At 73.3% G+C, this 25,638-nt stretch carries 25 protein-coding genes, 1 tRNA gene and 1 other RNA gene; 19 read left to right on the top strand and 8 right to left on the bottom strand.

Annotation, left to right across the window (positions count from 1 at the left end):
- Nucleotides 1-106 precede the first annotated feature (106 nt).
- The gene (locus FZ988_RS11335) at nt 107-802 is read left to right on the top strand and encodes a TetR/AcrR family transcriptional regulator (protein ID WP_149204122.1); all 696 of its coding nucleotides are present in this window, start codon (nt 107-109) and stop codon (nt 800-802) included.
- Nucleotides 803-907: 105 nt separating this feature from the next.
- Here the strand turns inward: FZ988_RS11335 and FZ988_RS11330 are convergent, their stop codons facing one another.
- The 3 genes from FZ988_RS11330 to FZ988_RS11320 form a co-directional block, all read right to left on the bottom strand.
- Nucleotides 908-1,297 carry a DUF2510 domain-containing protein gene (locus FZ988_RS11330; protein WP_149204121.1) on the bottom strand — a complete coding sequence of 130 codons (390 nt, stop codon included), beginning with the start codon at nt 1,295-1,297 and terminating at the stop codon, nt 908-910.
- Between the two features lie 222 nt (nt 1,298-1,519).
- On the bottom strand, nt 1,520-2,575 hold the full coding sequence (locus FZ988_RS11325; protein ID WP_223145113.1) for a Fic family protein: 1,056 nt from the start codon (nt 2,573-2,575) through the stop codon (nt 1,520-1,522).
- 327 nt (nt 2,576-2,902) lie between these two features.
- Nucleotides 2,903-2,987 (bottom strand) — tRNA-Ser (locus tag FZ988_RS11320).
- 276 nt (nt 2,988-3,263) lie between these two features.
- On the opposite strand from FZ988_RS11320, the gene FZ988_RS11315 reads away from it, so the two are divergent.
- The 4 genes from FZ988_RS11315 (at nt 3,264) to FZ988_RS11300 (ending at nt 7,294) form a co-directional block, all read left to right on the top strand.
- Nucleotides 3,264-3,791 (top strand): gamma carbonic anhydrase family protein, encoded by a 528-nt coding sequence (locus tag FZ988_RS11315; protein WP_149204120.1) that lies wholly within the window; start codon nt 3,264-3,266, stop codon nt 3,789-3,791.
- Nucleotides 3,792-4,379: 588 nt separating this feature from the next.
- On the top strand, nt 4,380-5,312 hold the full coding sequence (locus tag FZ988_RS11310; protein ID WP_149204119.1) for a MetQ/NlpA family ABC transporter substrate-binding protein: 933 nt from the start codon (nt 4,380-4,382) through the stop codon (nt 5,310-5,312).
- Nucleotides 5,313-5,507: 195 nt separating this feature from the next.
- Complete coding sequence (locus tag FZ988_RS11305; RefSeq protein ID WP_149204118.1) at nt 5,508-6,629, top strand: methionine ABC transporter ATP-binding protein; 1,122 nt, start codon at nt 5,508-5,510, stop codon at nt 6,627-6,629.
- Nucleotides 6,626-7,294 carry a methionine ABC transporter permease gene (locus FZ988_RS11300; protein ID WP_149204117.1) on the top strand — a complete coding sequence of 223 codons (669 nt, stop codon included), beginning with the start codon at nt 6,626-6,628 and terminating at the stop codon, nt 7,292-7,294. The genes FZ988_RS11305 and FZ988_RS11300 overlap by 4 nt, the downstream gene beginning before the upstream one ends.
- Before the next feature lie 66 nt (nt 7,295-7,360).
- Here the strand turns inward: FZ988_RS11300 and FZ988_RS11295 are convergent, their stop codons facing one another.
- The 3 genes from FZ988_RS11295 to FZ988_RS11285 are packed head-to-tail and all read right to left on the bottom strand — an operon-like array spanning nt 7,361 to nt 10,126.
- On the bottom strand, nt 7,361-8,161 hold the full coding sequence (locus FZ988_RS11295) for an FAD:protein FMN transferase (RefSeq protein WP_246169445.1): 801 nt from the start codon (nt 8,159-8,161) through the stop codon (nt 7,361-7,363).
- Nucleotides 8,158-8,676, bottom strand: coding sequence for an FMN-binding protein (locus FZ988_RS11290; protein ID WP_149204116.1), 519 nt, complete (start codon nt 8,674-8,676; stop codon nt 8,158-8,160). The genes FZ988_RS11295 and FZ988_RS11290 overlap by 4 nt, the downstream gene beginning before the upstream one ends.
- A 13-nt stretch (nt 8,677-8,689) precedes the next feature.
- Nucleotides 8,690-10,126, bottom strand: a complete 1,437-nt coding sequence (locus tag FZ988_RS11285; protein WP_149204115.1) for a ferredoxin reductase family protein — start codon at nt 10,124-10,126, stop codon at nt 8,690-8,692.
- 155 nt (nt 10,127-10,281) lie between these two features.
- Between FZ988_RS11285 and ffs the strand changes: the two genes are divergently transcribed.
- The 6 genes from ffs to FZ988_RS11255 all read left to right on the top strand — a co-directional run bounded on the left by ffs (nt 10,282) and on the right by FZ988_RS11255 (nt 16,637).
- Nucleotides 10,282-10,378: signal recognition particle sRNA small type (ffs, locus tag FZ988_RS11280), an RNA gene on the top strand.
- A gap of 116 nt (nt 10,379-10,494) precedes the next feature.
- Complete coding sequence (locus FZ988_RS11275; protein WP_149204114.1) at nt 10,495-11,349, top strand: ABC transporter ATP-binding protein; 855 nt, start codon at nt 10,495-10,497, stop codon at nt 11,347-11,349.
- On the top strand, nt 11,346-12,728 hold the full coding sequence (locus FZ988_RS11270) for an FtsX-like permease family protein (protein ID WP_246169444.1): 1,383 nt from the start codon (nt 11,346-11,348) through the stop codon (nt 12,726-12,728). The genes FZ988_RS11275 and FZ988_RS11270 overlap by 4 nt, the downstream gene beginning before the upstream one ends.
- 154 nt (nt 12,729-12,882) lie before the next feature.
- Complete coding sequence (locus FZ988_RS11265; protein WP_149204113.1) at nt 12,883-15,279, top strand: DNA polymerase III subunit gamma and tau; 2,397 nt, start codon at nt 12,883-12,885, stop codon at nt 15,277-15,279.
- A 151-nt stretch (nt 15,280-15,430) separates the two neighbouring features.
- Nucleotides 15,431-16,030 carry a recombination mediator RecR gene (recR, locus tag FZ988_RS11260; protein ID WP_149204112.1) on the top strand — a complete coding sequence of 200 codons (600 nt, stop codon included), beginning with the start codon at nt 15,431-15,433 and terminating at the stop codon, nt 16,028-16,030.
- Complete coding sequence (locus FZ988_RS11255) at nt 16,023-16,637, top strand: DUF5063 domain-containing protein (RefSeq protein WP_425457974.1); 615 nt, start codon at nt 16,023-16,025, stop codon at nt 16,635-16,637. Before recR ends, FZ988_RS11255 begins: the two co-directional genes overlap by 8 nt.
- Before the next feature lie 132 nt (nt 16,638-16,769).
- Here the strand turns inward: FZ988_RS11255 and FZ988_RS11250 are convergent, their stop codons facing one another.
- Complete coding sequence (locus FZ988_RS11250) at nt 16,770-17,342, bottom strand: SSI family serine proteinase inhibitor (protein ID WP_223145112.1); 573 nt, start codon at nt 17,340-17,342, stop codon at nt 16,770-16,772.
- Between the two features lie 207 nt (nt 17,343-17,549).
- Here FZ988_RS11250 and FZ988_RS11245 point away from each other — a divergent pair, with 207 nt between their 5' ends.
- The 7 genes from FZ988_RS11245 (at nt 17,550) to FZ988_RS11215 (ending at nt 24,137) form a co-directional block, all read left to right on the top strand.
- Nucleotides 17,550-18,827 (top strand): aspartate kinase, encoded by a 1,278-nt coding sequence (locus FZ988_RS11245; protein ID WP_149204109.1) that lies wholly within the window; start codon nt 17,550-17,552, stop codon nt 18,825-18,827.
- Between the two features lie 2 nt (nt 18,828-18,829).
- The gene (locus tag FZ988_RS11240; protein ID WP_149204108.1) at nt 18,830-19,900 is read left to right on the top strand and encodes an aspartate-semialdehyde dehydrogenase; all 1,071 of its coding nucleotides are present in this window, start codon (nt 18,830-18,832) and stop codon (nt 19,898-19,900) included.
- 151 nt (nt 19,901-20,051) lie between these two features.
- Nucleotides 20,052-20,564 carry a GntR family transcriptional regulator gene (locus tag FZ988_RS11235; RefSeq protein ID WP_149204107.1) on the top strand — a complete coding sequence of 171 codons (513 nt, stop codon included), beginning with the start codon at nt 20,052-20,054 and terminating at the stop codon, nt 20,562-20,564.
- On the top strand, nt 20,561-21,439 hold the full coding sequence (locus FZ988_RS11230; RefSeq protein WP_149204106.1) for an ATP-binding cassette domain-containing protein: 879 nt from the start codon (nt 20,561-20,563) through the stop codon (nt 21,437-21,439). The genes FZ988_RS11235 and FZ988_RS11230 overlap by 4 nt, the downstream gene beginning before the upstream one ends.
- Nucleotides 21,436-22,167, top strand: a complete 732-nt coding sequence (locus FZ988_RS11225; RefSeq protein WP_149204105.1) for a hypothetical protein — start codon at nt 21,436-21,438, stop codon at nt 22,165-22,167. Before FZ988_RS11230 ends, FZ988_RS11225 begins: the two co-directional genes overlap by 4 nt.
- 174 nt (nt 22,168-22,341) lie before the next feature.
- The gene (locus tag FZ988_RS11220) at nt 22,342-23,379 is read left to right on the top strand and encodes an ABC transporter ATP-binding protein (RefSeq protein WP_149204104.1); all 1,038 of its coding nucleotides are present in this window, start codon (nt 22,342-22,344) and stop codon (nt 23,377-23,379) included.
- Nucleotides 23,380-23,381: 2 nt separating this feature from the next.
- On the top strand, nt 23,382-24,137 hold the full coding sequence (locus tag FZ988_RS11215; RefSeq protein WP_149204103.1) for an ABC transporter permease: 756 nt from the start codon (nt 23,382-23,384) through the stop codon (nt 24,135-24,137).
- Between the two features lie 50 nt (nt 24,138-24,187).
- Here the strand turns inward: FZ988_RS11215 and FZ988_RS11210 are convergent, their stop codons facing one another.
- Nucleotides 24,188-24,724 (bottom strand): NUDIX hydrolase, encoded by a 537-nt coding sequence (locus FZ988_RS11210; RefSeq protein WP_149204102.1) that lies wholly within the window; start codon nt 24,722-24,724, stop codon nt 24,188-24,190.
- A gap of 62 nt (nt 24,725-24,786) precedes the next feature.
- Here FZ988_RS11210 and FZ988_RS11205 point away from each other — a divergent pair, with 62 nt between their 5' ends.
- Entirely contained in the window at nt 24,787-25,620 is an 834-nt protein-coding gene (locus FZ988_RS11205) for a MerR family transcriptional regulator (RefSeq protein ID WP_149204101.1), read from the top strand.
- Nucleotides 25,621-25,638 lie beyond the last annotated feature (18 nt).

Raw genomic sequence — 25,638 nt, 5'->3', positions numbered from 1 at the left:
TATACGAAACGCACGCGTTCTGGAACTAGATGGTTCCGGAACTAGGAAGTTTCGGAACGACGACGTACCCTGGAGACCTCAGCGGTGCCGACGACGGGATGGCGACATGAACTTCAAGCGGGCGCTCACGGACCTGCAGCGATCGGTCGACGCGCAGGTCGCCGACGCGCTCGCCGACCCGCTGCTCGGGGTGCCGGGGCTCTCCGCCCCGACGCTCGGCCGTCCCCGGGACCGGACCCGGGACCCTGTGATCCTCGAGGCGGCCCTCGACGTGCTCGCCGAGACGGGGTACGAGGCGATGACGATCGAGATGGTGGCGACGCGCGCGAGAGCCGGCAAGGCGACTCTGTACCGGCGGTGGGCGTCCAAGGCGCACCTCGTGGTGGACGCGGTCGCGAGCATCCCGACCTTCGACGCCGCCTCCACGCAGCTGCCCGACACGGGATCGCTGCGCGGCGACCTCCTCGCACTGCTCGAGGGCTCCGGCGTCCAGGGCGAGGGGCGTGACAGCCGGATCGTCGCCGGCCTGTGCGCCGTCTTCCCTCAGGAGCCCGGGCTGGCCGCCGTCGTGCGTGAGCGCCTCCTGGCTCCACGCGTGACGCTCGTGCGGTCCGTGCTCGAGCGTGCCCGGGACAGAGGTGAGGTGCCCGCGGGCCGTGACCTCGACGTCCTGGCCCTCGCGGTCCCGGCGGTGGTGGTCTACCGGATGGTCTTCCTGAACGAGCCCGTCACGCGCGACGACGTGGTCGCCCTCATCGACGGCCTCGTCCTGCCTGCCGCCGGCGTCGAGGGCACCGCCTGAGGCTTGCGCCGCCGGCGCCGCCACGCACGACGAAGGGCGCGCTCCCGCCTGGCACCCAACAAGCCTCCTCAGTGGCCTGGAGGTCGGTCCGGGGAGGCTCGCGGTCTAGGAGATCTTCTCGAAGACCATGGTTGCCTGGATCCGGTCACCGCCGCCGATGCCCTTGCTGCCTGACGACGCCGTCGTGATCGTGTGGAGCCGGTACCCCAGCGCTGCCTGAGCGTTGAGCGCCTTCTCGAGCTCGGTGAGGTTGCCGGAGCCCGTGCCCCAGAGCTTCTCCTTGAGGATGACCTGGAGGACCACGTAGTTGGCGCCGCGGGAAGCGGGTCGCGGCTGAGCACCGGACACCGCGTCGGCCTCGATCCTGGCGATCGCCCCGCTCAGCCCGCTAAGAGCCGCGGTCGGCGGTTGGACGGCGTCAGTCCAGGTCTGACCGTCGAACCACCGCACGGTGCCGGACCCGTCGTCGTACCAACCGGGCTTTGTCTCGGCCATGTGGACCGTCCCTTCATCGCGACCAGGTGTCACGTGGAGCGTGGCACGGAGGCTCCAGGCCGTCGCGAGACCGACCGGGTGAAGATGCCGTAGGAGGCCAGAGCGCAGCGTCCAGCGGCCGAGGAAGTGCTGGCTCTTCTCGCATCTCTGGGACCGTGGACCGGTCCCGGAGGACTTCCGGGCGGGCGGCGCCCGACATTGCCGTGCCGGGGCGCTTCACTGCTACCGCCGCTCGTCGTCGCCAGAAGCGGGAGATTTCGCGCGCCGTGCGTACCGGCCCGCGAGGTACTCGTCGACCCAGGCGCGGCTGCTGCGCCACTGGCCGTCATCGCCTCGCTGGGCGCGTAGGCGGCCGCGCTGTGCGGCGTTTCGCAGGGCGATCCGGCTGGCGTGTGGCGTCTCCAACGCGGCCAGGGGCACGAGGCGCGCGGGGCCGGCCAGCGCGGGGACGACGAAGCGGTAGAGGTTGTCCAGGACGGCGCGCGCGATGAGCTCGGCCAGCGGACCGTCGTTGCCCTCGTCCGCTTTCCGCAGCGCCTGGAGATAGCGCGGCCGTTCGCGCTTCTGGATGATCGCCGGGGCGTACCCGAGCCGGGCAAGGACGAGGTTCAGCAAGAGCCGTCCTGTCCGGCCGTTCCCGTCGAGGAACGGATGTACCTGCTCGAAGCCCACGTGAGCGCGCGCCAGGCTCTCCATCAGGTGCCCTTCGGTCGACGGGATGGCGTTCACCTGGTCGAGCCAGTCGCGGAGCTTGGGCTCCACCAAGGCGAAGGACGGAGGGCGCATTCCTCCGGGGAACGGCTGGATGTCGTGGCGGCGGAAGCTGCCGGGGGACTCCTCCAGCATGGCGTCGGGGTGCGGGCTCACGCTCCAGACCGGCTCCATCGCCATCCGGTGGACGTGACGGATCTCCGTGAGAGTCAGCAGCTCCTCGGGCTGGTACAGCGTCGGCTCGAGCGCCTGGCCGTAGACCCACCGGGCGGCGTCGGCGTAGCCCTTGACCTCCATGTACTCAGCAAGCCGGCGATCGCCGACCGCGCGGCCCTCCATGAGCAGTTGCTCGACCTCGCGTAGGACGAGCGTGTTGCCCTCGATGGCAGTCGAGTTGTGGGCTTCGTGGACCCAGAGCTCGTCCCAGATCGCGCGGGCCTCGACTGGCGAGGGCAGTCCGCCGAGACGGTCGCGGACCTCGACGATGGCGGCGTCCAGTCGCTCATAGATCTCGGAGCGGGAGGGCCTGCCCGGACCGCGTGAGCCGAATTTGCTGCGCTCTGCCACGTCTAATTGAAGCACAGCAACTTGCCAGATGGACGCAGACTGGGCGAGGAGTTGCTGCGCTGGGGCGATCAGAATCGGAGCAAAGCAACTTCGTTGTGTGGCTCCGCGAGGTCCCGCGCCCTCGGCTCTGGTTCAGTCGACTGCTTCCTCGACGTCGGGCTCCGGGGGCCCGGCGTCGGCGTCTACCGGGCGAGACGCTATCGAAACTGCTACCGCTAGTGCGGGGCGCGTCCACGCGCGGCTCGAGTTTGGTCGACGTCGGGCACGACGAAGGGCCCGCCACCCACGTCACCGCAGGTCACGGGCCCTTCGCTGTGCTTCCGAGAGCGGAGGATGGGGGATTCGAACCCCCGAGGGTGTTACCCCAACACGCTTTCCAAGCGTGCGCCATAGGCCACTAGGCGAATCCTCCTCGACGCACGAGGATACCGGACGGTCTCACCGGGACCGAACAGGCCCGGAGGTGGCCGGCGCCCTGCCGCCGGCCCCTGGCGGAGACGCCGCGCGGTGCAACCGGCCGCCGCCGCTGCGCGTCCGTCACTGCCCGTCCGTCACTGCCCGTCCGTCACTCCACGTCCGTGCCCGGCGCGTAACCCTGCCATCGTCACGGACGAGCGCCGGCGGGGGCCACCACGACCAGCCGGCGAGCGGAGCAGGAGGCCCTGGCGCGGTCGGTAGCCTCCCAGGTGTGACGACGATCCTGCCCTTCGAGGGCCGCACGCCCGAGGTCGAACCGACTGCTTGGCTCGCCCCGACGGCCGCGCTCATCGGCAAGGTCCGCGTCGATGCGGGCGCGAGCGTCTGGTTCGGGGCCGTCCTGCGCGGGGACATCGACGAGATCGTGCTCGGTCCGGGGGCGAACCTTCAGGACAACGTCGTGGTTCACACGGAGACCGGTTCACCGGCCGTCGTCGGCGCGGGCGTGAGCGTGGGCCATGGCGCCGTCGTGCACGGCTGCACCATCGAGGATGGCTGCCTCATCGGGATGAACGCGACGGTCCTCACGGGGGCGGTCGTCGGGCGTGACTCGCTCGTCGCGGCCGGAGCGGTCGTGCTCGAGGGCACAGTGATCCCGCCGCGGTCGCTCGTCGCGGGTGTCCCGGGCAAGGTGCGCCGTGAGCTCACCGACGACGAGGTCGCCGCGTTGCACGAGAACGCCGCGCACTACGTGGTGCGCGCCCGGGCCTACGCCGCGCTGGAAGGCGAGACCGCGTGACCGCCGCGTCGGCCACGACCGGGCCCGCTGCTTGATCACCGCGTCACCCGAAAAGTGCCGTGCGGCCGTAGCGCCGGCCCCCGGCCCGCAGATCTCCCGACGCCGCGCCGTGTGCGCTCGCTCACACCCCACACGGCGGCCTCACCCGCTCCGTCTCGCCATCTGAGACGCGCGCTCCCCGTGGTTTGGGTGACCCGTCCCCAGCGGGGACCATGGTTCCCATGACCCGCCACAGCATCGCCATGCACAGCATCGACGCGGCCTCCGCCCGCGCCATGATGTGCTGCCGAATGCTGCAGCGGGACGCCGCGATCGCCTGACCACCTGACGGACGCCCGCCCTGCGGGCCTGCTCCAGTCGATCGGTCCGACCGACGGCCCCCGGCACCTCAGCTGCTGCCGGAAACCCCGCCTCTCCCCGCACGCGTGAAGCCCCGGCTCCCGCGGCCCCCAGCCCTGCGCCTGCCCCACGGCGCGCCCAGGCACGGGAGCCCACCCCCGGCCGGCCAGCGCGAGACCCCGCGCCCCGCTGAGCGCGCCCACCGACCGACACACCCGGCCGCCCGGCCACTGCACCGAAGGAACTGACATGACCCGCACCACGCGCTCCATCCGCACCACGCGCCCCCGCACGGCCGCCGCGTTCATCGCCGCGACAGCCCTCGTCGGCGGCCTCGCCGCATGCTCCTCAGGCGACGACGAGGCCGAGCCCGGCGCGACCGGCGAGGAGAGCGCCGCGTCCGAGACGGTCACGATCGGCGTCGTCGGCTCCTCCGACGAGAACTGGCGGATCTTCGAGGAGAAGGCCGCGCAGGCCGGCCTCGACGTCGAGATCGTCGACTTCACCGAGTACTCGCTGCCCAACCCGGCGCTGAGCCAGGGCGAGCTGGACCTCAACCAGTTCCAGCACATCCTGTACCTGGCCCAGTACAACGTCGAGGCCGGCGACGACCTCGTGCCCGTCGGCGCCACCGCCGTCTACCCGCTGGGTCTGTACTCCAAGCAGTACACGTCGGTCGACGACATCCCCGCGGGCTCCGAGGTCGCCATCCCCAACGACCCGACGAACCTGGCCCGCGCGCTCCTGGTGCTCCAGGACGCCGGGCTCATCGAGCTCAAGGACGGCGGCTCGGCGTTCTCCACCGAGGCCGACGTGATCGCCGAGAGCTCGCGCGTCACCGTGACCCCCGTCGACGCGCAGCAGACGGCCCTCGCGCTCGACTCGGTCGCCGCGTCCATCATCAACAACGACTTCCTCGCGGACGCGGGCATCGACCCGGAGAGCGCGCTCTACCAGGACGACGCCGAGTCCGAGGCCGCCCGCCCCTACATCAACATCTGGGCGGCGCGCGCCGAGGACAAGGACGACCCGACGCTCCTCGAGGTCGTCGAGCTCTACGAGGACCCCGAGGTCCAGGACGCGCTCCTCCAGGCGTCGGGCGGCACGGGCGTGCTCGCGGACTTCTCCGCCGAGCAGCTCCAGGGCTTCCTCGACGAGGTCGTCGCCGACGCCGAGGGCTGAGGCCGCTCACCGGGGGTCGTCACCAGCGGTGACGGCCCCCGGACACGGGTGGCGCGCGACACCGACGTCGCGCGACGCTGGCACCGGGCGACCGACGCCGACCACCCGACCCGGCGGCCGCTGACCCCGGACACCCCGAGGCCCGACGCCGCCACACCGGTACGTCCCACACCGCACCGCCGAGACGAGGACGCCATGACCACGGCCGCACCCCCGATCGTCAGCTTCCGCGACACCGTCAAGACCTTCCCGGCCACCGCCGGCCTCGTGCGCGCCGTCGACGGCGTCACGCTCGACATCCACGCCGGCGAGATCTTCGGCGTCATCGGCTACTCGGGTGCGGGCAAGTCGACCCTCGTGCGGCTCATCAACGCGCTCGAGCCCGTCACGTCGGGTGCGGTGCTCATCGACGGCAAGGACATCACGGGCCTGCCCGAGTCCGAGCTTCGGCGCGTCCGCGCGGGCATCGGCATGATCTTCCAGCAGTTCAACCTGCTGGCCTCGCGCACCGTCGCCGGCAACGTCGCCTACCCGCTCGCCGTCGCCGGGTGGCCGCGCGACCGGCGCAGGGCGCGCGTCGCCGAGCTCCTCGACTTCGTGGGCCTCGCGGACAAGGCACGCCAGTTCCCCTCGCAGCTCTCGGGCGGCCAGAAGCAGCGCGTCGGCATCGCCCGCGCCCTCGCGACCAACCCGCGCATCCTGCTCGCCGACGAGGCGACGTCTGCCCTCGACCCCGAGACCACGCAGGACGTGCTCGACCTGCTGCGCCGCGTCAACGCCGAGCTCGGCATCACCGTCGTCGTCATCACCCACGAGATGGACGTCGTGAAGTACACGTGCGACCGCGTCGCCGTCATGGAGGACGGCAAGGTCGTCGAGCACGGCGACGTGTACTCGGTCTTCGCGCGGCCGCAGCACCCCGCGACGCGACGATTCGTCGGGACCGCCCTGCGCGACCGACCCAGCCCCGCCGCCCTCGAACGCCTGCGCCACCGCCACCCCGGCCGCATCGTGACCGTCGCGATCCGCGAGGACGGCGCCGCGACCGTCGACCTCACGCGCGCCCTGCGGGAGCACCCCATCGACGGGACCGTCGTCTACGGCGGCATCACCGAGATCGCCGAACGCCCCTACGGCTCCCTCACGCTCGAGCTCGCCGGCGACGACGCCGCGATCACCGCGTTCATCGAGGACCTGTCTCGCAGCACCACGGTGCTCGACCTCGGCACGGCCGCGGCGCCGCTCGCCGACCCCGACGCCGTCGGGCCCCGCGCGTCGGCCTTCTCGTCCGGCGACCAGGGTGGGGATGCGCGATGAACCGCGACACGGACTGGGGCTACCTCGCCCCGCTGCTCGGCAAGGCGTTCGGCGAGACGCTGCAGATGGTGTCCGTCGCGCTGCTGTTCGCCGGAGTGTTCGGCCTCGCGCTCGGCATCGCCCTGTACGTGACGCGGCGCGGCAACTTCTTCGCCAACCGGGCCGTGTTCACGGTGCTCAACGTGCTCGTGAACTTCGTGCGGCCCATCCCGTTCGTCATCTTCATCTTCGCGGTGGGCCCGGCGACGATGGCCGTCGTCGGCAAGACGATCGGCACCGAGGCCGCGATCTTCCCGATGGCGATCATGGCGTCGTTCGCGTTCTCGCGCCTCGTCGAGCAGAACCTCGTGGGGCTGGACCCGGGCGTCGTCGAGGCCGCACGCGCGATGGGCGCCTCGCGGTGGCGCATCATCTGGTCCGTGCTCATCCCCGAGGCGCTCGGGCCGCTCATCCTCGCGTTCACGTTCCTCGTGATCGGCGTCATCGACATGTCCGCGATGGCGGGCATCGTCGGCGGCGGCGGGCTCGGCGACTTCGCGATCCGGCACGGCTACCAGCGCTTCAACTGGGAGGTCACCGCGGTCGCCGTCGTCGTCATCGTGATCATGGTCCAGGCCGTGCAGGTCCTCGGGAACGTCCTCTCACGCCGCGTGCTGCGCCGCTGAGCGGGCCGCCGCGCCGCTGAGCGGTCCGCCGCACCTTGAGCGGTCCGGCCCGCCGTACCCCGGGCCCTACGGCTCGTTCGCCCACCGGTGCACGGCGCCGTCGGCGAGCACGAGCAGCCCGCTCGTCCCGGGCAGCGTCTGGACCCACTCGCGGGCCCGGCGACCCTGCGCGACCGCGGCCGTCGCGAACACGTCGGCCCACAGGAGCGAGGGCCCGACGACGGTCGCCGACAGCACCGCGCTCGTGCCGCGGCCGGTCCGCGGGTCGAGGATGTGGGTGCCACGCGCCGCGATGCCCGACGTCGCCACACCGCCGTCGGCCACCGGCACCGAGCCCAGCACGCGGGAGCGGTCCCGGGGGTCCTCGACGCCGATGCGCCACGCCGCCCGGCCCGCACCCGCCCGGACCAGCACGTCGCCGCCCGCACCCACTGCGAAGCCGATCTCGGCCGGCAGCTCGCGCAGGTGCCGGGCGGCGCGCGTGACCGCCCAGGTCTTGACCAGGCCCGTCGGGTCGAAGACCCCTGGCCGCCCGGGCACCGCGTGCCACGCGTCGAACCAGCCGTCGGTGCGGATGCGCGCGATGCCGCACAGCAGGTGCACCTCGCGGACCAGCGGGTCGGCGTCCGCGAGCGTGAGGTCCCCCCGCTGGAGGCGGCTGATCTCCGACTCCGCGCGGTAGGTGCTGAACATCGCGTCAGCCGCGCGCAGGTCCTCCATGAGCGCGCCAACAGCGGCGGCAGCCTCGGGGCCCCGGGCGCCCGCACCGCGCACGTGCACGCTGATCGGCATCCCCATGACCTGCTGGACCCACGCGCGCCGCTCGTCGGTCGGCGGGGCGTCCAGCACCGCCGCCACGGCGTTCACAGCCCCGCCTGGTCGAGCGCGTCCTGCAGGGACTGGACGTACGCGCCGCTCGTGACGGTGGCGCCGCTGACCATGTCGATGTCCGCGCTCTGCGCCTCGACGGCCGCCGCGTTGAGCACAGGGATCGCGTACGCGTTGATCTGCTGGTCGTGCCGGTCGCGGTTCGGGTAGCTGATGGCCTCGGCCGACGTGACCTCGCCGTCGACCACCGTGACCCGCACCTGCACGTCGCCGTACCTGGTCGAGACGGCGGTGCCGTCGTACGTGCCGGAGGCCGACGTCGAGCCCGGGTCCGCGGTCGACGAGTCGGTGGTGCCCGAGTCCGTGGTGCCCGACGCCGAGGCGCCGGAGTCGTCGGTGGTGCCTCCGGCGTCGGACGACGACGTGGAGTCGTCCGTGGTCGTCCCGCCCGACGTCCCGGTCGCGGCGACCGAGCGGTTGAGGCTCGTGGGCCAGGAGAACAGCAGGACGAGGCCCGTCAGGGTCGTCCCGAGGGCGATGAGTATGCGGCGCATGGGTTCCTCCGGATCAGCTGAAGCGTTCGACGTGCAGGGCGTCACGGGGCACGCCCGCGTGGCGGAGGTCGGCGGCGAGAGCGTCCGCCCAGGTGGCCGACCCGCAGACGTAGACGTCGCAGCCCGCGGCGTCGGGGACGAGCAGGCGCGCGGCCTCGGGGCCGGTGACGTGGCCGAGGTGCGCGGGCAGCCACGCGGTCCCGGTCGTGCTCCGGGGGCCCACGAGGTCGACGACCTCGACCAGGCCGGCGCGCGTCAGGGCGTCGAGCTCCGCCGCGAAGGGCTGCGGACCGAGGTCGCGCACCCGCCGGACGAGCGTCGCCGGCCGGCCGCCGCGCCGCGGGTCGAGCACACCGGTGCGGGCGGCGTCGTCGAGCAGCGACATGAGCGGTGCCACACCCAGCCCGTTGCCGAGGAGCACCAGGCCGCGGCGTCGTCGGACCTCGGGCGTCAGACGGCCGTACGGGCCCTCGAGGAGCACGGGGGTCCCGGGCGCGACCCGTCGTAGGCGGTCGCCGTCGTCGCCGCGCGTGCCGAGCGTGATGCGCAGGCCCTCGGTCGTGGGCGCCGCGGACAGCGAGTACGGGTGCCCACGGGTCCACCCCGGCCCCGTGCGGAAGCGCCACACGAAGAACTGCCCCGGGAGCACGGCGAGCTCGTCGAGCCGCCGACCGGTCAGGTGCATGGTCACGATGCCGGGCGCCTCCTCGCGCACGTGGCTGACGGTCAGGCGGTGCCGCAGCGAGAGCCGCAGGGGCGCCGCGACCCGGTGCACCAGCACAGCGCCGAGCGCTGCCGCGTACAGCGACCACCAGTAGACGGTCGCGGCCGTCGAGGCGAGGAAGTCCTCGCCGGTCCACAGCTGGTGGGGGAGCGCGAGGCCCACCCCGAGGTACGCGTACAGGTGCAGCAGGTGCCACGACTCGTACCGGAGCCGACGGCGGGCGAACCGCGCCGAGGTCACCCCGACGAGCACCAGGAGTGCCGTGCCGGCCGCCGCCAGGAGCATCCCGGGCGCCGTCGTGACCAACGACCACAGCTCGGACCAGAGCGCGACGCCGTCGAGCAGCGACCAGCCGAGCGTCGTGAGCACCAGGTGCGCGAGCAGCAGGGTGATCGACGTGAATCCGAGCACGCGGTGCCACCGTGCGAGCCGGTCCTGGCCCAGGCTGCGCTCGACCACGGGGATCCGCGCCATCGCGAGCACCTGGAGCAGCAGCAGGTTCGAGCTGACCAACGCCGTGAGGCGGCCGAGGGAGGTGATCGCCTCGGCCGGGCTCGCGACGAGGTCCTGCACGCCGCCGTGGTGCTCCCACAGGGCGACGACGACGAGCGTGGTGGCCCACACGAACGCGCCGACCGCCTCGGGCCCCCACCGCCGGGGTGCAGGCGTGGGCAGCGGCCGGACGGGTGCCGGGGCAGGTGGGGCGGGCCTGGTCGTCGTGCTCATGACGTGGACGGTCCTCGCCCACCCTGGGAGATCCCTGGACGTGGGCTGTGGTGCCGCTGCGGATCGGTCCGGCACGCCGTCGACGCGAGCGCCCGGGCGCCCTCGCGGGTGGCTCGGGCGTTCCCGGCCGCCCCGGCGGCTGCGTTAGGCTGGCCCCAGACCCCTCGTGCGGCGTCATCTCGCTGAACTCCCCCAGGGCCGGAAGGCAGCAAGGGCAGGTGAGCTCTGACGGGTGTGCGGGGGGTCCTTGCATGCCCGGACTGCAACCCAGGTCGTACCCGCGGCGCGTCCCTGGTCGCACACGGCACCGTGGCGAACCGGCCCAGCGTCCGACGCGGCACCGCGCGTCCCCGGGCCAGCCTGGTGGCATGAGCACACCGTCCGTCAGCCCTGTCCCACCGCCCGCCACGACGCCGCGCCTCTCGGCCCGGGGCCTGGTCAAGACCTTCGGCTCCACGACGGCGCTCGCGGGCGTCGACGTGGACCTCGCCGACGGGGAGTCCCTAGCGATCATGGGGCCGTCCGGCTCCGGCAAGTCCACCCTGCTGCACTGCCTCGCGGGCATCCTGCGCCCCGACAGCGGGACGGTTTCCCTGCGCGGCCGCGACGTGGCGGGCCTCAACGAGCGCGAGCGCTCCCTGCTGCGGCGCCGCCACTACGGCTTCGTGTTCCAGTTCGGCCAGCTGCTCTCCGAGCTCCCCGCGCAGGAGAACGTGGCCCTGCCGCCCATGCTGCTCGGGACCCCGCGCGCCCAGGCGATCGCGCTCGCCCGCCAGTGGCTCACGGCCCTGGGCCTCGCGGGCATGGAGGAGCGGCGCCCCGGTGAGATGTCCGGCGGCCAGGCGCAGCGCGTCGCCGTCGCCCGCGCCCTGATCACCGGCCCGGACATCGTCTTCGCGGACGAGCCGACCGGCGCCCTCGACCAGGCCACCGGGGCCGAGGTCATGCGCATCCTGACCGAGACCACGCGCGCCGCCGGTGCCTCCCTCGTCGTCGTCACGCACGAGGAGTCGGTGGCCGACTGGTGCACGCGGCGCATCGAGATGCGCGACGGCCTCGTGCGCAGCGGCGCCCTCGCCCGGACGTCGGGCACGACGGCGGTCGCCCCGCCGACGACGCTCGCCGAGCCCGGCGCGTACGGCTCGCGGTGGGGCGTGGCCCCCGGTGCCGCGCCCAGCGGCGTCGTGCCCGGTGCCGTCGGTGGCATGGGTGGTCACCGGTGAACGCCGTCCTGACCCTCTCGACGGGACCCATGCGCGCCGGGCAGTCCGCCGGCACGGGTGCCCGACGGTTCATGACGCCGACGGCGCTCGCCGTCCTCGCCTTCGCGGTGATGACGGCGTTCGCGCTCAGCGTCGTCGGCGGCCTGCTCGGCTTCATGGGCCGCGCCGAGAACCCGACCTCGCTCGTCATGAAGTCGCTCGCCCCGAACTACGTGCTCCTCGCCTGGGTCGCCGTGGTGCTGCTCCTCGTGCCCCTGCTCGCGCTCGGCGGGGCCGCCGCCCGGCTCGGTGTGGCACGGCGCGACGCGCGGCTGTCGACGCTGCGCCTGCTCGGCGTCACACCGCGCGAGGTCGTCGGCATCACCGTCATCGAGACGGCCCGTCAGGGGCTCGTCGGTGCGGCGCTCGGCTTCCTCGGCTACCTGCTGCTCCTGCCCGTGTGGACGCGCATCCCGTTCATGGACGAGCCGTTCAGCGCGGGCGAGCTGTGGGTGGGGCCGCTGCCCGTGCTCGTCGCGCTCGTCGCGGTGCCCCTGCTCGCCGCGGTGAGCGGCACCATCTCGCTGCGGCGCGTCGTGATCTCCCCGCTCGGGGTGGCCCGGCGCGAGACCCCGCCCGGGATGAAGTGGGTGCGGGCGCTCGCCGTCGTCGTCGCCCTCGGCGTGTTCCTGGTGTTCACGCAGGTCAACATGGGTCTCGACGGCGCAGTGGTGATCGCGGTGATGCTCGGCATGATCGCCGCGGTGTTCGGCACCATCAACCTGCTGGGTCCGTGGACCATCAGCGTGCTCGCCAGGGTCATGGTGCGGCGCGCCTCGACGCCGGCGAAGCTCCTCGCGGCCCGGCGGCTGCTCGGCGACCCGAAGGGAGCCTGGCGCGTCGTCGGCGGCCTGGGCCTCGCGAGCTTCGTCGCAGGCGTCCTGTCCGTGCTCCCGGCGCTCTCCGCCGCGAGCGGCGACATGAACAGCAACGAGGACAAGCTCCTCATGACCGACCTCGTGACGGGTGGTCTGCTGACCCTGGGCATCGCGTTCACGGTCGCGGCGTGCTCCGCGGGCATCATGCAGGCCGCCAGCGTGCTGGACCGCCGGCGCGAGTACGCGCTCCAGCAGCTCGCGGGCGTGCCGGTCGAGCTGTTCGACCAGGTCCGTCGGCGTGAGGTCGCGGCGCCGCTGGTCTTCGTCGCGGGGACGTCCGCGCTGGTCGCGCTCGTGGTGCTGCTGCCCCTGTTCGGCATGGCGCTCGTCACGGCGCCGCAGGGGCTGATCGCGCTCGCGGTGTGCCTGACGGTCGGGTGCCTGCTCGTCCTGGCGGCGTCGGAGACGAGCCGGCCGCTCCTGCGGTCCGTGCTGGGCGAGACGGTCGTGCGCGCGGACTGAGCTCCCTCGTCCGCCACCGCGGCCCGGCCCTCGGAGGGGAGGGACGGGCCGCGGTGGCGGGGGTGGGCCGCGGGTCGCGGCCAGGGACCGACGGGCGTGCGGGACGTGCACGGCCCGTCGTCGGGGTGTCGGCCACGCCGTCTACCCTCATGTCGTGACCACAGCCCTGTACCGCCGCTACCGGCCCGAGTCGTTCGCCGAGGTCATCGGCCAGGAGCACGTCACCGAGCCGCTCATGCAGGCGCTGCGGGCGGACCGCGTCACCCACGCGTACCTCTTCTCGGGCCCGCGCGGCTGCGGCAAGACGACGTCGGCCCGCATCCTCGCCCGGTGCCTCAACTGCGCGCAGGGGCCGACGCCGGAGCCCTGCGGCACGTGCGAGTCGTGCGTGGAGCTGGGCCGCGGCGGGCCGGGGAGCCTCGACGTCGTCGAGATCGACGCCGCGAGCCACGGCGGCGTCGACGACGCGCGTGACCTGCGCGAGCGCGCGACGTTCGCCCCGGCGCGTGACCGGTACAAGATCTTCATCCTCGACGAGGCCCACATGGTCACGTCGCAGGGCTTCAACGCGCTGCTCAAGATCGTCGAGGAGCCGCCGCCCCACATCAAGTTCATCTTCGCGACGACGGAGCCGGACAAGGTCATCGGGACCATCCGCTCCCGCACCCACCACTACCCGTTCCGCCTCGTGGGCCCGGCGACGCTGCAGCCCTACCTCGAGCAGCTCTGCACGGCCGAGGGCGTCGCGGTCGGCGCGGGGGTGCTGCCTCTGGTCGTGCGTGCCGGGGGCGGCTCGGTGCGTGACTCGCTCTCCGTGCTCGACCAGCTCGTGGCCGGCGCCGACGCGTCGGGCATCGACTACGAGCGCGCCGTCGCCCTCCTCGGCTACACGCACGCCACGCTTCTCGACGACGTCGTGGACGCCATCGCCGCGCGCGACGGCGCGAGCGCGTTCCGCGTGGTCGACCGGGTCGTGTCCTCCGGTCACGAGCCCCGCAGGTTCGTCGAGGACGTCCTCGAGCGGCTGCGGGACCTCATCGTCATCGCGGCGTCGGGCGACGCCGCCCAGGCCGTGCTGCGCGACCTGCCCGCGGACCAGCTCGAGCGCATGCGCGGCCAGGCGGCCGTCCTCGGCGCCTCGGAGCTGTCGCGCTCCGCGGACCTCGTCAACGCCGCGCTCAGCGAGATGACCGGCGCGACGTCGCCCCGCCTGCACCTCGAGCTCCTCGTCGCGCGCCTGCTGCTGCCCGCGGCGGACGACACCGTCAACGGCCTCGGCGCACGCCTGGACCGCGTCGAGCGTGAGCTGGGCGGGAGCGGAGTCGCACGCGTCGCCGCGGCGCCCGCGCTCGCCGCGGCGGCCCCGGCCGTGGCGCCCGCTGTCGAGGTGACGCCCGCCACGGCCCGCGCAGCGGTGGAGGCGCCGGCACGGGCCGCGACACCCGCCCCGGCCCGTGCCGCGGCGGATGCCTCCGAGCCGGTCCGCGCGTCAGCACAGACCGCGCCCGTGCCGGACCTGCCCGAGCCGGCCCTGCCCGAACCGGCTCTGGCCGAGGCGACCGCGCCCTCAGCGACCGAACCCTCCGACGTCGAGGCGGCCGTCGAGCCCGCCGAGGCCGCACCTGCCGTGCACGCACCCGCGGCGGTCGAGCCCAGCACGCAGGCCCAGGCGGGTGGGCCCGACGCCGAGACCGTCCGCAGGCGCTGGCCCGAGGTGCTCCAGACGCTGCGCGGCCTGCGCATGGCCACGTGGGTGCTCGTCAGCCAGAACGCCCAGGTCGCCCAGGTCGCCGCGGGCAAGGTCACGCTCGCGTTCACGACCCCCCAGCTCGCGACGACGTTCCGCACCGGCCCGCACCCGGAGAACGTCCAGCGCGCGCTCCACGAGACCCTCGGCCTCGACGTGCGCATCGAGACGGCGCTCGCGGAGTCCGCGAGCCAGGCTCGCCCCACGGGCATGCCGGAGCCCGAGGTCGGGTCCGGTGCGCAGGACCGGCCCACCCCGCTGGGCGGCATCTCGACGTCCCAGGCCGAGGCGTCGTGGGGCGCGCCGGCCGCCGCTCCCCGCACCACGCAGGCCGGAGGATCACCAGCCGCCGGTCAGAACGGACCGGGCTCAGGCCCGGGCGCCGCACCCGCAGGGGGCGCCGCCGCCGGCGGGCAGGGCCCGTCTGCGGCCGCGCTGTCGAGCCCCCCGAGGGCCGACGCCGCACGGGACCCCAGCGCCTCGCGCACCGCAGGCGGTCGCGACGCGTCGAGCGCGGCGTCCGACGGCGTCCCCGACGGACCCGAGCCGGAGCCGGAGCCGGACGCCCACGAAGCGCCGACGGCAGGCTCCCGCCCGGGCGGCGCGCCCCGCGGTGCACGACCGTGGGAGACCGCCAGACCGGTCGCAGCGCCCTCGCCGCAGGACAGGCGAGCCGTCGAGGAGGGCGAGGACGCGAGCCCCGACGACCCCGACCTCGCCGGCTCGGGCCTCGTCGGGGCCCCGCTCGTGGCCCAGATGCTCGGCGGCACCGTCATCGACGAGATCCCCGACGAGATCGGCTGAGCCGCGCGCACCCGGCGTCGGGCTCACCGTGGCCACCTCGCCGGTCCGGCCACGGCCGGGCCCGGTGCTCACGTCACGGGTCCGCCCGCCGCCCGCCTGGCCCGGCCTGGCCCGGCGCCCACGGGTCGGTGGTACGCCGTAGGCTGGCCGGGTGTACGAAGGTGTGGTCCAGGACCTGATCGACGAGCTCGGGCGGTTGCCCGGCGTCGGTCCCAAGAGCGCGCAGCGGATCGCCTTCCACCTGCTCGCCGCGGACCCGACGGACGTGCGTCGCCTCGTCGACGCGCTGACCGAGGTCAAGGCGCGGGTCCAGTTCTGCACGGTCTGCGGCAACGTCTCCCAGGAGGAGCTGTGCCGCGTGTGCCGGGACCCCCGCCGGTCGCTCGCCGTCATCTGCGTCGTCGAGGAGCCCAAGGACGTCGTCGCGATCGAACGCACGCGGGAGTTCCGTGGGCGGTACCACGTGCTCGGCGGGGCCATCAACCCGATCGACAACGTGGGGCCCGACGACCTGCGGATCAAGGAGCTCATGACCCGGCTCGCCGACGGCACCGTGACCGAGGTCATCCTCGCGACCGACCCCAACGTCGAGGGCGAGGCGACGTCCACGTACCTCGCCCGCCTGCTCATCCCGATGGGTCTTAAGGTGACGCGCCTCGCGTCCGGCCTTCCCGTCGGCGGGGACCTGGAGTACGCCGATGAGGTCACGCTCGGGCGGGCCTTCGAGGGAAGGAGGCAGATCAGTGCCTGACACACCCAAGGTCCCGACGCCGGCCACGGGGGAGCCCGCGGTCCTGGTGGACACGCCCGCCGACCTGCGCGACGTCGCCGACTCCGTCGCCGACGAGGCCCGCGCGTTCCTGACCACCGTGACGGAGGTCGCCGCCGGCTCGAACCCGGAGGTCGCGATCCCGCTGCTCCTCCTCGCCATCTCGGACGTCGTGGGCGTCGGCGCACGCCTCGGTGCGATCGTCGACGTCGTCCCCGTCGAGCGCTTCGAGCCCGACGTCGGCCCCGACGTCGACCTCGACCCGCTGCGCGCGGCCCTCGAGAACGTCCTCGACGGCATCGACGACTACGCCGAGGTCGACGACCCGGTGCTCGGCCAGGACGTCGTCACGTCGTCGCTCTCGGGCGACATCGTCCTCGTCGCGGGCGCGCTGACCCAGGGGTTGCGCCACTACGAGACGGGCCGCGTCATCGAGGCCCTGTGGTGGTGGCAGTACTCGTACCTGTCCAACTGGGGCGAGCGCGCGGCCGCCGTGCTGCGTGTGCTGCACGCGATCCTCGCGCACCTGCGCCTCGACGTGGACGACGAGGTCGCGGCCGAGGCGGAGTTCCAGGCGCTGCACCCCTGACCCGGCCGCTCCCGGAGCGCCACCCTGGGAGCCCGGAGCGTGCCGGCCGTGCCGGCCCTGGCAGCCCGGACCGTGCCGGCCGTGAGGCGTCGGCAGACCGCGCCGGGACCCCGCGGCGGCGCCCCGGAGGTCTCAGAGGCCGCCGCCCGGAGAGCCCAGCAGGGGGGCGAGCGCGTCCCATCGGGAGATCTCGCAGCCGTTGGTGCGGCTGAAGCGCGCGGTCACCCGCTCGCCTGCCACGGTGCCCTCGACCGTCGCGACCTGCGGACCGCCGTACTGCTCGGTGCACATGTCGTCCTGCGGGGGCGCGAACGCGGCCACCCCGCCGGCGGCGGCCAGCGCGTCGCACGCGGCCTCGGGGTCCGCGTGGTCGCCACCCGGCGGGTCGCAGGTGAGGGTCGAGGTGGTGGGCGCGCCGTCGCCCTGCTCGTCGAGGGCGATCGTCAGCGACGTGCCGGTCAGGTCGGCGCCCGCGGAGGGCGCGGACGAGGTGGTGGTGGGCGACGGCGTGCCGGTGGGTTCCGCGCCGGGCTCGGTCGTGACGGTGCCGTCCGAGGTGGGTGCCTCGTCGCCCGCGCCCGTCGCGCACGCCCCGGCGGACGCCAGGACCAGGAGGAGGAGTCCCGCCAGACGTGCGGTCCCCGCCCGCCCCCGTGCTGCTCGCGCCCTCATCGCGTCCCCCGGTGCGTCGTGTGGTGCTGCCATCGTCGCACCATGACCTGGTGGCCTCACGCGGCCGGGCCCGAGCTCGTCTCGCGCGCGCGGCGCACGCATGAGGCGAGCGGCGCTTCCGGATCCCGGACACCCCGGTGTCCGAGGGGTGGGCGGGATTATGCTCGGCCATCAGCACCGGGACCCGGAATGCTGGCTCCGACACCCGCCCGACCCACCCCGACACCCGGAGAGCTCGCCGTGGCCCTGATCGTGCAGAAGTACGGGGGGTCGTCCGTCTCGGACGCCACTGCCATCAAGCGCGTCGCGAAGCGGATCGCCGAGGCGAAGCGCGCGGGGGACGACGTCGTCGTGGTCGTGTCCGCGATGGGTGACACGACCGACGAGCTCATCGACCTCGCCAACCAGGTCTCGCCGCTGCCGCCGTCGCGCGAGATGGACATCCTGCTCACCGCGGGCGAGCGCATCTCGATGTCCCTCCTCGCGATGGCCATCGCGAACCTGGGCGTCGAGGCGCAGTCCTTCACGGGGCAGCAGGCCGGCGTGATCACGGACGAGGTGCACGGCCGCGCGCGGATCATCGACGTCAAGGCGAGCCGCATCGACCAGGCGCTCGCGCAGGGTGCGGTCGCGATCGTCGCGGGCTTCCAGGGCGTCACGGAGCACACCAACGACGTGACGACGCTCGGCCGGGGCGGCTCCGACACGACGGCTGTCGCGATCGCCGCCGCCGTCGGCGCCGACGTCTGCGAGATCTACACGGACGTCGACGGCGTGTTCACGGCCGACCCGCGCATCGTCCCGTCGGCCCGCAAGATCGACCGCATCACGTACGAGGAGATGCTCGACATGGCGGCGAGCGGCGCCAAGGTGCTCATGCTGCGCTGCGTCGAGTACGCCCGCCGGAACAACGTGCCGATCCACGTGCGTTCCTCCTTCTCCGGCAGGGAGGGCACGCTGGTGACCGACCAGCCCGACGACGAGGGAGCAGGACCGATGGAGCAGCCGATCATCTCGGGCGTCGCGCACGACCGCAGCGAGGCCAAGGTCACCGTCGTGGGGGTGCCGGACGTGCCGGGTACCGCGGCCCAGATCTTCGAGGTCGTCGCGGGGGCGGACGTCAACATCGACATGATCGTCCAGAACGTCTCGGCCGCGCAGACGGGCCTGACGGACATCTCCTTCACGCTGCCGGCGGCCGACGGCCAGAAGGCGATCACGGCGCTCAAGGCGGTGCAGGGTGCCATCGGCTTCGCGTCGCTCCAGTACGACGACGCGATCGGCAAGCTCTCGCTGATCGGCGCGGGCATGAAGTCGCACCCCGGCGTCTCCGCGCGGCTCTTCGGCGCCCTGCGCGACGCCGGCATCAACATCGAGATGATCTCGACCTCGGAGATCCGGGTGTCGGTCGTGACCCGTGCGGACCAGCTCGACGACGCGGTCCGCGCGGTGCACACGGCCTTCGGCCTGGACTCGGCCGAGGGTGAGGCCGTGGTCTACGGCGGGACGGGGCGTTAGTCATGGGTGTCCAGGACGCACAGCAGGGTCTGCGGGTCGCGATCGTCGGTGCGACGGGCCAGGTCGGCGCCGTGATGCGCCGCCTCCTCGAGGAGCGGGACTTCCCGGTGGCCTCGATCCGCTTCTTCGCCTCGGCGCGCTCGGCGGGCTCGACGCTGCCGTGGCGCGGTACGGAGGTCGTGGTCGAGGACACGGCGACGGCCGACCTGAGCGGGATCGACGTCGCGCTCTTCTCGGCCGGTGGCGCGACGTCGCGCGAGCACGCTCCCCGGTTCGCCGCTGCGGGCGCGCTCGTCATCGACAACTCGTCGGCGTGGCGGCGTGACCCGGAGGTCCCGCTCGTCGTGAGCGAGGTCAACCCGCAGGCCGTGGACCAGGCCGTCAAGGGCATCATCGCGAACCCGAACTGCACGACGATGGCCGCGATGCCGGTCCTCAAGCCGCTGCACGACGAGGCTGGCCTGGTCCGTCTCGTCGTCTCGACCTACCAGGCCGTCTCGGGCGGTGGCCTCAAGGGCGTCGCCGAGCTCGAGACCCAGGTCCGGGCCCTGGAGGGTGCGGACGTCGCCGCGCTCACGCACGACGGCGCGGCCGTCGAGCTGCCGGAGCCCGTGATCTACCGCCGACCCATCGCGTTCAACGTGCTGCCGATGGCGGGGTCGATCGTCGACGACGGCTCGTTCGAGACGGACGAGGAGCAGAAGCTGCGGCACGAGAGCCGCAAGATCCTCGACATCCCGGAGCTGCTCGTCTCGGGCACGTGCGTGCGCGTCCCCGTGTTCACGGGCCACTCGCTCTCGATCAACGCCGAGTTCGAGCGGCCGCTGTCCGTCGAGCGCGCGACCGAGCTCCTCGCGGCCGCGCCCGGCGTCGAGCTGACGGACATCCCGACACCGCTCCAGGCCGCGGGTGCGGACCCGAGCTTCGTCGGTCGCCTCCGGCTCGACCCCGGTGCCCCCGGCGGGCGCGGCCTCGCGCTCTTCGTCAGCAGCGACAACCTGCGCAAGGGCGCGGCGCTCAACGCCGTGCAGATCGCCGAGCTCGTCGCAGCGAAGAGGCTCGCGAGCGCCTGACCGCACGACCGCACCTCCGCACGACCACGCGAGGGCCCCGACCGCAGCAGCGGCCGGGGCCTTCGTGCCCCCCTTGCGTCCTGCCCGTGTTCTGTGGTTCATTAGTCGAGTAATGAACCAACGGACCAGCGTGGGCGGGAGGATGAGGACCATGTTCGACGGACGTGACCCCATCTACCTGCAGATCGCCGACCAGATCCGTGACGAGATCCTCAACGGCAGCCTCCGGGAGGAGGAGCAGATCATGTCCACCACCCAGTACGCGACGACGTACCGGATCAACCCGGCGACGGCCGCCAAGGCCTTCGCGGAGCTCGTCGACGAGGGCGTGGTCTACAAGCGGCGCGGCGTCGGCATGTTCGTCGCCGACGGCGCGCGCGACCGCCTCGTCGCCGGCCGCAGGGACCGCTTCCTCACCGACTCGGTCAAGCCGCTCGCAGACGAGGCGCGCCTCCTCGGCATCCCGATCGAGGACGTCGTGCGCCGGCTCCGCGAGATCGACGCCGCGGGGCGCACCGGCACCACCTCGGCACAGGACCGCGCCCGGGACGCCGGACCCACCGACCAGGCCGGCCCGACCGGCGACACCGCGGGCGCCACCCGCACCGAGCGGGGCTCCGCGGCGTCGCCGGCGCGCCCCACGGACACCGGGGAGCAGTCATGAGCTTCGCAGTGCAGGTCCGCGACGTGACCGTCCGCTACGGCAGGACCGTCGCGCTCGACCACGCGACCGTCGACCTCGCGGCAGGGGCGATCCACGGCCTCCTCGGCCGCAACGGCTCCGGCAAGACGACCCTCCTGTCGGTCCTCGCGTCGTTTCGTCGCCCGACGTCGGGCAGCGTGCTCGTCGACGGCGAGGACCCGTGGGAGAACGACCGCGTCATGGCCGGCGTGTGCCTGGTCCGCGAGAGCGGCGACGTCTACGTGGACGTGTCGATGAAGGACAACCTGCGGTTCGTCGCCGACGCGCGCCCGAACTTCGACCCTGAGCTCGCCGGGCGCCTCATGGACACGTTCGAGCTCGAGGCGCGCCGCACGCCGAGCTCGCTCTCCCGGGGCAAGAAGTCGGCGTTCGGGGCGATCGTCGGCCTCGCGTCGCGTGCCGAGCTGACGATCTTCGACGAGGTGTACCTCGGCATGGACGCCCCGTCCCGCTACGCGTTCTACGACGCCCTCATGGCCGACTACGTGGAGCACCCGCGCACCATCGTGCTGTCGAGCCACCTGATCGACGAGATCCAGCGGCTGCTCGAGGGCGTCGTGATCCTCGACCACGGCCGCGTGCTGCTCGCCGAGGAGGCGGACGAGCTCCGCGCCCGCGGCGTCAGCGTCACGGGCCCCGCGGACGTCGTCGAGCAGTTCACCGCCGGTCGCGTCGTCCTCGGCCGTCAGCAGCTGGGCCGGACCGTCGAGATCACCATCGACGGCCGCCTCACGGCCGCGGACCGGTCGGCGGCCGGCGACCTCGGGCTCGAGCTGGGACCCGTGGACCTGCAGAGCCTCTTCGTCCACCTCACCGAGAAGGGGGCCGTGCGATGACCACCCCGACCCTGGCCGCCGCAGGCCGCGTCCGCCGTCGCTCCTCGACGCGCGTCGCCACCCGGTGGCTGCTCTCGCGCAACTTCGTCATGGCGGCCTGGGCGGCCGGCATCCTCGTGCTCGCGGTCGTCGTCGGACCCGTCCTCGTGGACCGGTTCACGACCGTCGAGATCTCGGTCGCGCAGTTCGGTCGCCAGGGGTTCACGTGGTTCCCGTTCTCGATCGCGATCATCACCTCGTCCGTCTACATCAACGTCCACGTCGCCGCCGGGATGACCCGGAGGTCGCTCGGCCGGGCGTCCCTGGTGCAGGCCGTCACGATGGCCGCCACCTACACGGTGATCATGACCGTCGTCCTCCAGCTCGAGGCGCTGGCCTTCGACGCCGTGGGCTGGGGGCACAAGATCGTCGACGAGAACGCGCTCTTCCAGGACTCGAGCCAGGTCGGCTGGATCCTGGCCGACCTCGGCCTCGTCTTCCTCACGGCCCAGGTCTCGGGCCTGCTCGTCGGGATCGTCTACTACCGCCTCGGCGGCTGGTGGGGCACCCTCGCGCTCCCGTTCACCGTCGGCCCGCTCATCCTCGTGAGCCCGCTGCTCACCTCCACGCTGCTCGACCCGATCGCCCCGCTGGCCCGCGTCCCGCTCGTGGGCCTCGTCCCGGTCGTGCTCGCCGCGCTGTACCTCGCCGTGCTGCGCAACGCGCCGCTCCGCAAGGTCGCTACCTGATCCCTCACCGGGACCGGTCGACCACCGCACCACGTCAGGGAGGCGCTCAGGCGCCGTCCCGTACCGCACCACCACCTCAGGGAGGCGCCCGAGCGCCGTCCCGTACCGCACCACCACCTCAGGGAGGCGCTCAGGCGCCGTCCCGCACCCGACCACACCCTCAGGAGGTCCGCCATGCCCGAGACCCGCCGACCCGAGCCGACCCGTCCCCACTTACCCTCCTCGCGCCCGACGCCCGAGGCGCCCGACGCCCCCGTCATCTCCGTCCGCCACGTCGCCAAGGCGTACGGCGCCAAGCAGGCCGTCCGGGACGTCAGCTTCGAGGTCCGCCGCGGCGAGATCTTCGGGGTCCTCGGCCCCAACGGAGCCGGGAAGACCACGACCGTCGAGATGATCAGCGGCCTGCGCACCCCGGACACGGGGACCGTCCAGGTCCTCGGCCTCGACCCGCAGCGCGACGCCGTCGAGCTGCACCGGCGCGTCGGGAGCCAGCTCCAGGAGAGCGAGCTGCCGCCGCGCATCAAGGTCGGCGAGGCGCTCGCGCTCTACGCGTCCTTCTACGACCGGCCCGCCGACGGCCGGGCCCTCGCGGAGCAGCTCGGCCTGACCGCGTCCTGGGACACCCAGTTCCGTGCCCTGTCCGGTGGCCAGAAGCAGCGGCTGTCGATCGCGCTCGCCCTCGTCGGCAACCCCGAGATCGCGGTCCTCGACGAGCTGACCACGGGCCTCGACCCCCAGGCGCGCCGCGACACGTGGCAGCTCATCGAGGCGGTGCGCGACTCCGGCGTGACGATCGTGCTCGTCACGCACTTCATGGACGAGGCCGAGCGGCTGTGCGACCGCATCGCCCTGATCGACGACGGCGTGGTGGTCGCCACCGACACACCCGCCGGGCTCGCCGAGCGCGTCGCGGGCGGGCCGGCGCTGCGCTTGCGGACGTCGGACGACGTCGACGACGCCCAGGTCGCTCGCCTGCTGCGCGCCCTCGACACGGTGCGCTCGGTGGCGATCGAGAACGGGGAGCTCGTCATCGACGGCAGGCGCGACGTGGTCGTCGAGGTCGTCCTCGCCCTCGCCGCACAGGGCATCACGCCGTACGACGTGGAGGTCGGACGGCCGAGCCTCGAGGACGCCTTCGTGGCCCTCACCCGTACTCCCACCGGCGCCCAGACCCCGGCCGCCGGTGCCCTCTTCGCAGACGTGGAGGCCTGACCATGCGTGCTCTGACGACCCTGACCGTGACCGAGGCCCGGATGTACCTGCGGGACCCGAGCAACGTGTTCTTCGCGCTCGCGTTCCCCACGGTCCTCCTGCTCCTGCTGGGCCGCGTGATCCCGGGCATGCTCGAGCCGATCACCGACCAGGGGCCCGCGTTCGCGGGCCTGAGGGCGATCGACCTCTTCGCCCCCATCGTGCTGGCCCTCGCCATGGGCACCGTCTCCCTGACGACGTTCCCGGCCGTGTTCGGCAGCTACCGCGAGAAGGGGGTGCTGCGGCGGCTGTCGACCACACCGGTGCCCGCGTCGCGGGTGCTCGTCGCGCAGGTCGCGATCAACGTCGCGGCGCTCGTCGTCGCGGTCGTGCTGGCGCTCGTCGCCGGGGGCCTGATGCTGAGCCTCGCCGCACCCGAGCAGCCGCTGGTCGTCGCAGGCTCGTTCCTGCTCGGCGCCGTCCAGATGATCGCATTGGGCTGCCTGATCGCCGCGCTCGTGCCGAACACGGCCGTCGCGAACGGCGTCGGGATGCTCCTGTACTTCCCGATGCTGTTCTTCGCGGGTGTCTGGATGCCGGGCCCGATGATGCCCGAGACGCTCGCGCGGATCAGCGGGTTCACGCCGCTGGGCGCTGCCTCCCAGGCGATGACCGAGGGCTGGTTCGGTACCGGGCTGCCGGCGCAGCAGCTCCTCGTCATGGGGGCCTGGACCGTGCTGCTCATCCCGCTCGCCGCCAAGCTGTTCCGCTGGCGCTGAGCGCTGAGCGCGAGGCCGTCAGGGCCGGACCGGGATCGAGCGCAGGCCGCTCAGGGCCGGACGAACCAGGGCTGGACGCCGCGGTGGGACGTGGCGTCCAGCCCGCGCGCGCCGTCGCCGGACACCTCGCGGATGTAGCGCATGGTGCGCTCGATGCGGCCGATCGAACTCGACGTGAGGTCCGCCGGCAGCGCGTCCGGTGCGAACCAGCCCACCTCGAGGGACTCGTCGTCGGCCACGTACGCCTGCGCGGAGCCCGCGGCGGGACGAGCCCAGAAGCACACGTCGAGGTACTGGGCGAGGTCCCCGTTCGGGTAGCGCACCAGGTCACCGCTCTCGACGGCGGTCAGCGCGACGACCTCGACGCTCACGCCCGTCTCCTCGAGCACCTCCCGCGCGGCCGCGACGGCGGGCTGCTCACCCGGATCCAGGATCCCGCTGACGACGGCCCAGCGGCCCGTGTCGGAGCGGCGGCCGAGGAGCAGGCGGCCGTCGTCAGCCACCACCACGGCGGACACGCCCGCCAGCCAGAGGAGCTCGTGCCCGACGCCGGCGCGCAGGCGGGTGACGAAGTCAGGGAGGGGCACCCGGCGACTCTAGCGATCGGCCCCCTTGCGTCTCACACGGTGTCAGAGTGTGCAGTGTGGACATGCCTTCCTCTGGCGTACGACTGCTGACGATCGGCGAGTTCTCGCGGCTCTCCCGGATCTCCGTCCGGATGCTGCGGCACTACGACGAGCACGGGGTCCTGCACCCGACCCGGACGGACCCGTTCTCCGGGTACAGGTACTACTCCGCGGAGCTCCTGCGGACCGCCTCGCGCGTGTGCGAGCTGCGGGACGTCGGGCTCCGGGTCGCGGAGATCGCGGCCTGCACGGCCTTGCTCGACGACCCTGCCGGCCTCCGGGCCGTGCTCGCCGAGCAGCGTGACCGCCTGAACGTCGATGCAGACGCCGTCGCCGCCCGGCTCCGGAAGGTCGACCACCTCATCACCCGACTGGAGGCACCCACCGTGTCCATCGCCATCACCCAGCGCCACGTCCCCGAGCACCTCGTCGCCTCGGTGCGCGGCACCATCCCCACCTACGCCGACGAGGGCCGCCTGTGGGAGCGCCTCATGGGCGGCCTGCCCGCATCGGGCGCCGCCGTCGCCGCGGACGCCAAGGCAGTCGCCGTGTTCCACGACGACGACGCCGTCGAGGCCGACGCCGACGTGGAGGTGCAGCTCGACGTGGCCGCGCCCTTCACCGACGCGGGCGACGTCCGCTGCGTGCGCGTCCCCGAGCAGGAGGTCGTGCTCGGCGTCCTGCGCGGCTCCTACGAGGGCATCACCGACGTGACCGAGGCGCTCGGCGCCTGGATCGCCGAGCACGGCTACCGGTTCGCGGGGCCGATGTTCAACGTCTACCTCGTCAGCCCGAGCGAGAACCCGGACCCGAGCCAGTGGGTCACCGAGGTCTGCATCCCGGTCGAGGCCGCCTGACCCGACCGACGGTGCGCC

It is taken from the genome of Actinotalea subterranea (genome assembly GCF_008364845.1).
Lineage (GTDB): Bacteria > Actinomycetota > Actinomycetes > Actinomycetales > Cellulomonadaceae > Actinotalea > Actinotalea subterranea.
The sequence above is the reverse complement of the archived record's forward strand: the minus strand, read 5'-3'. Positions and strand labels throughout refer to the sequence as shown.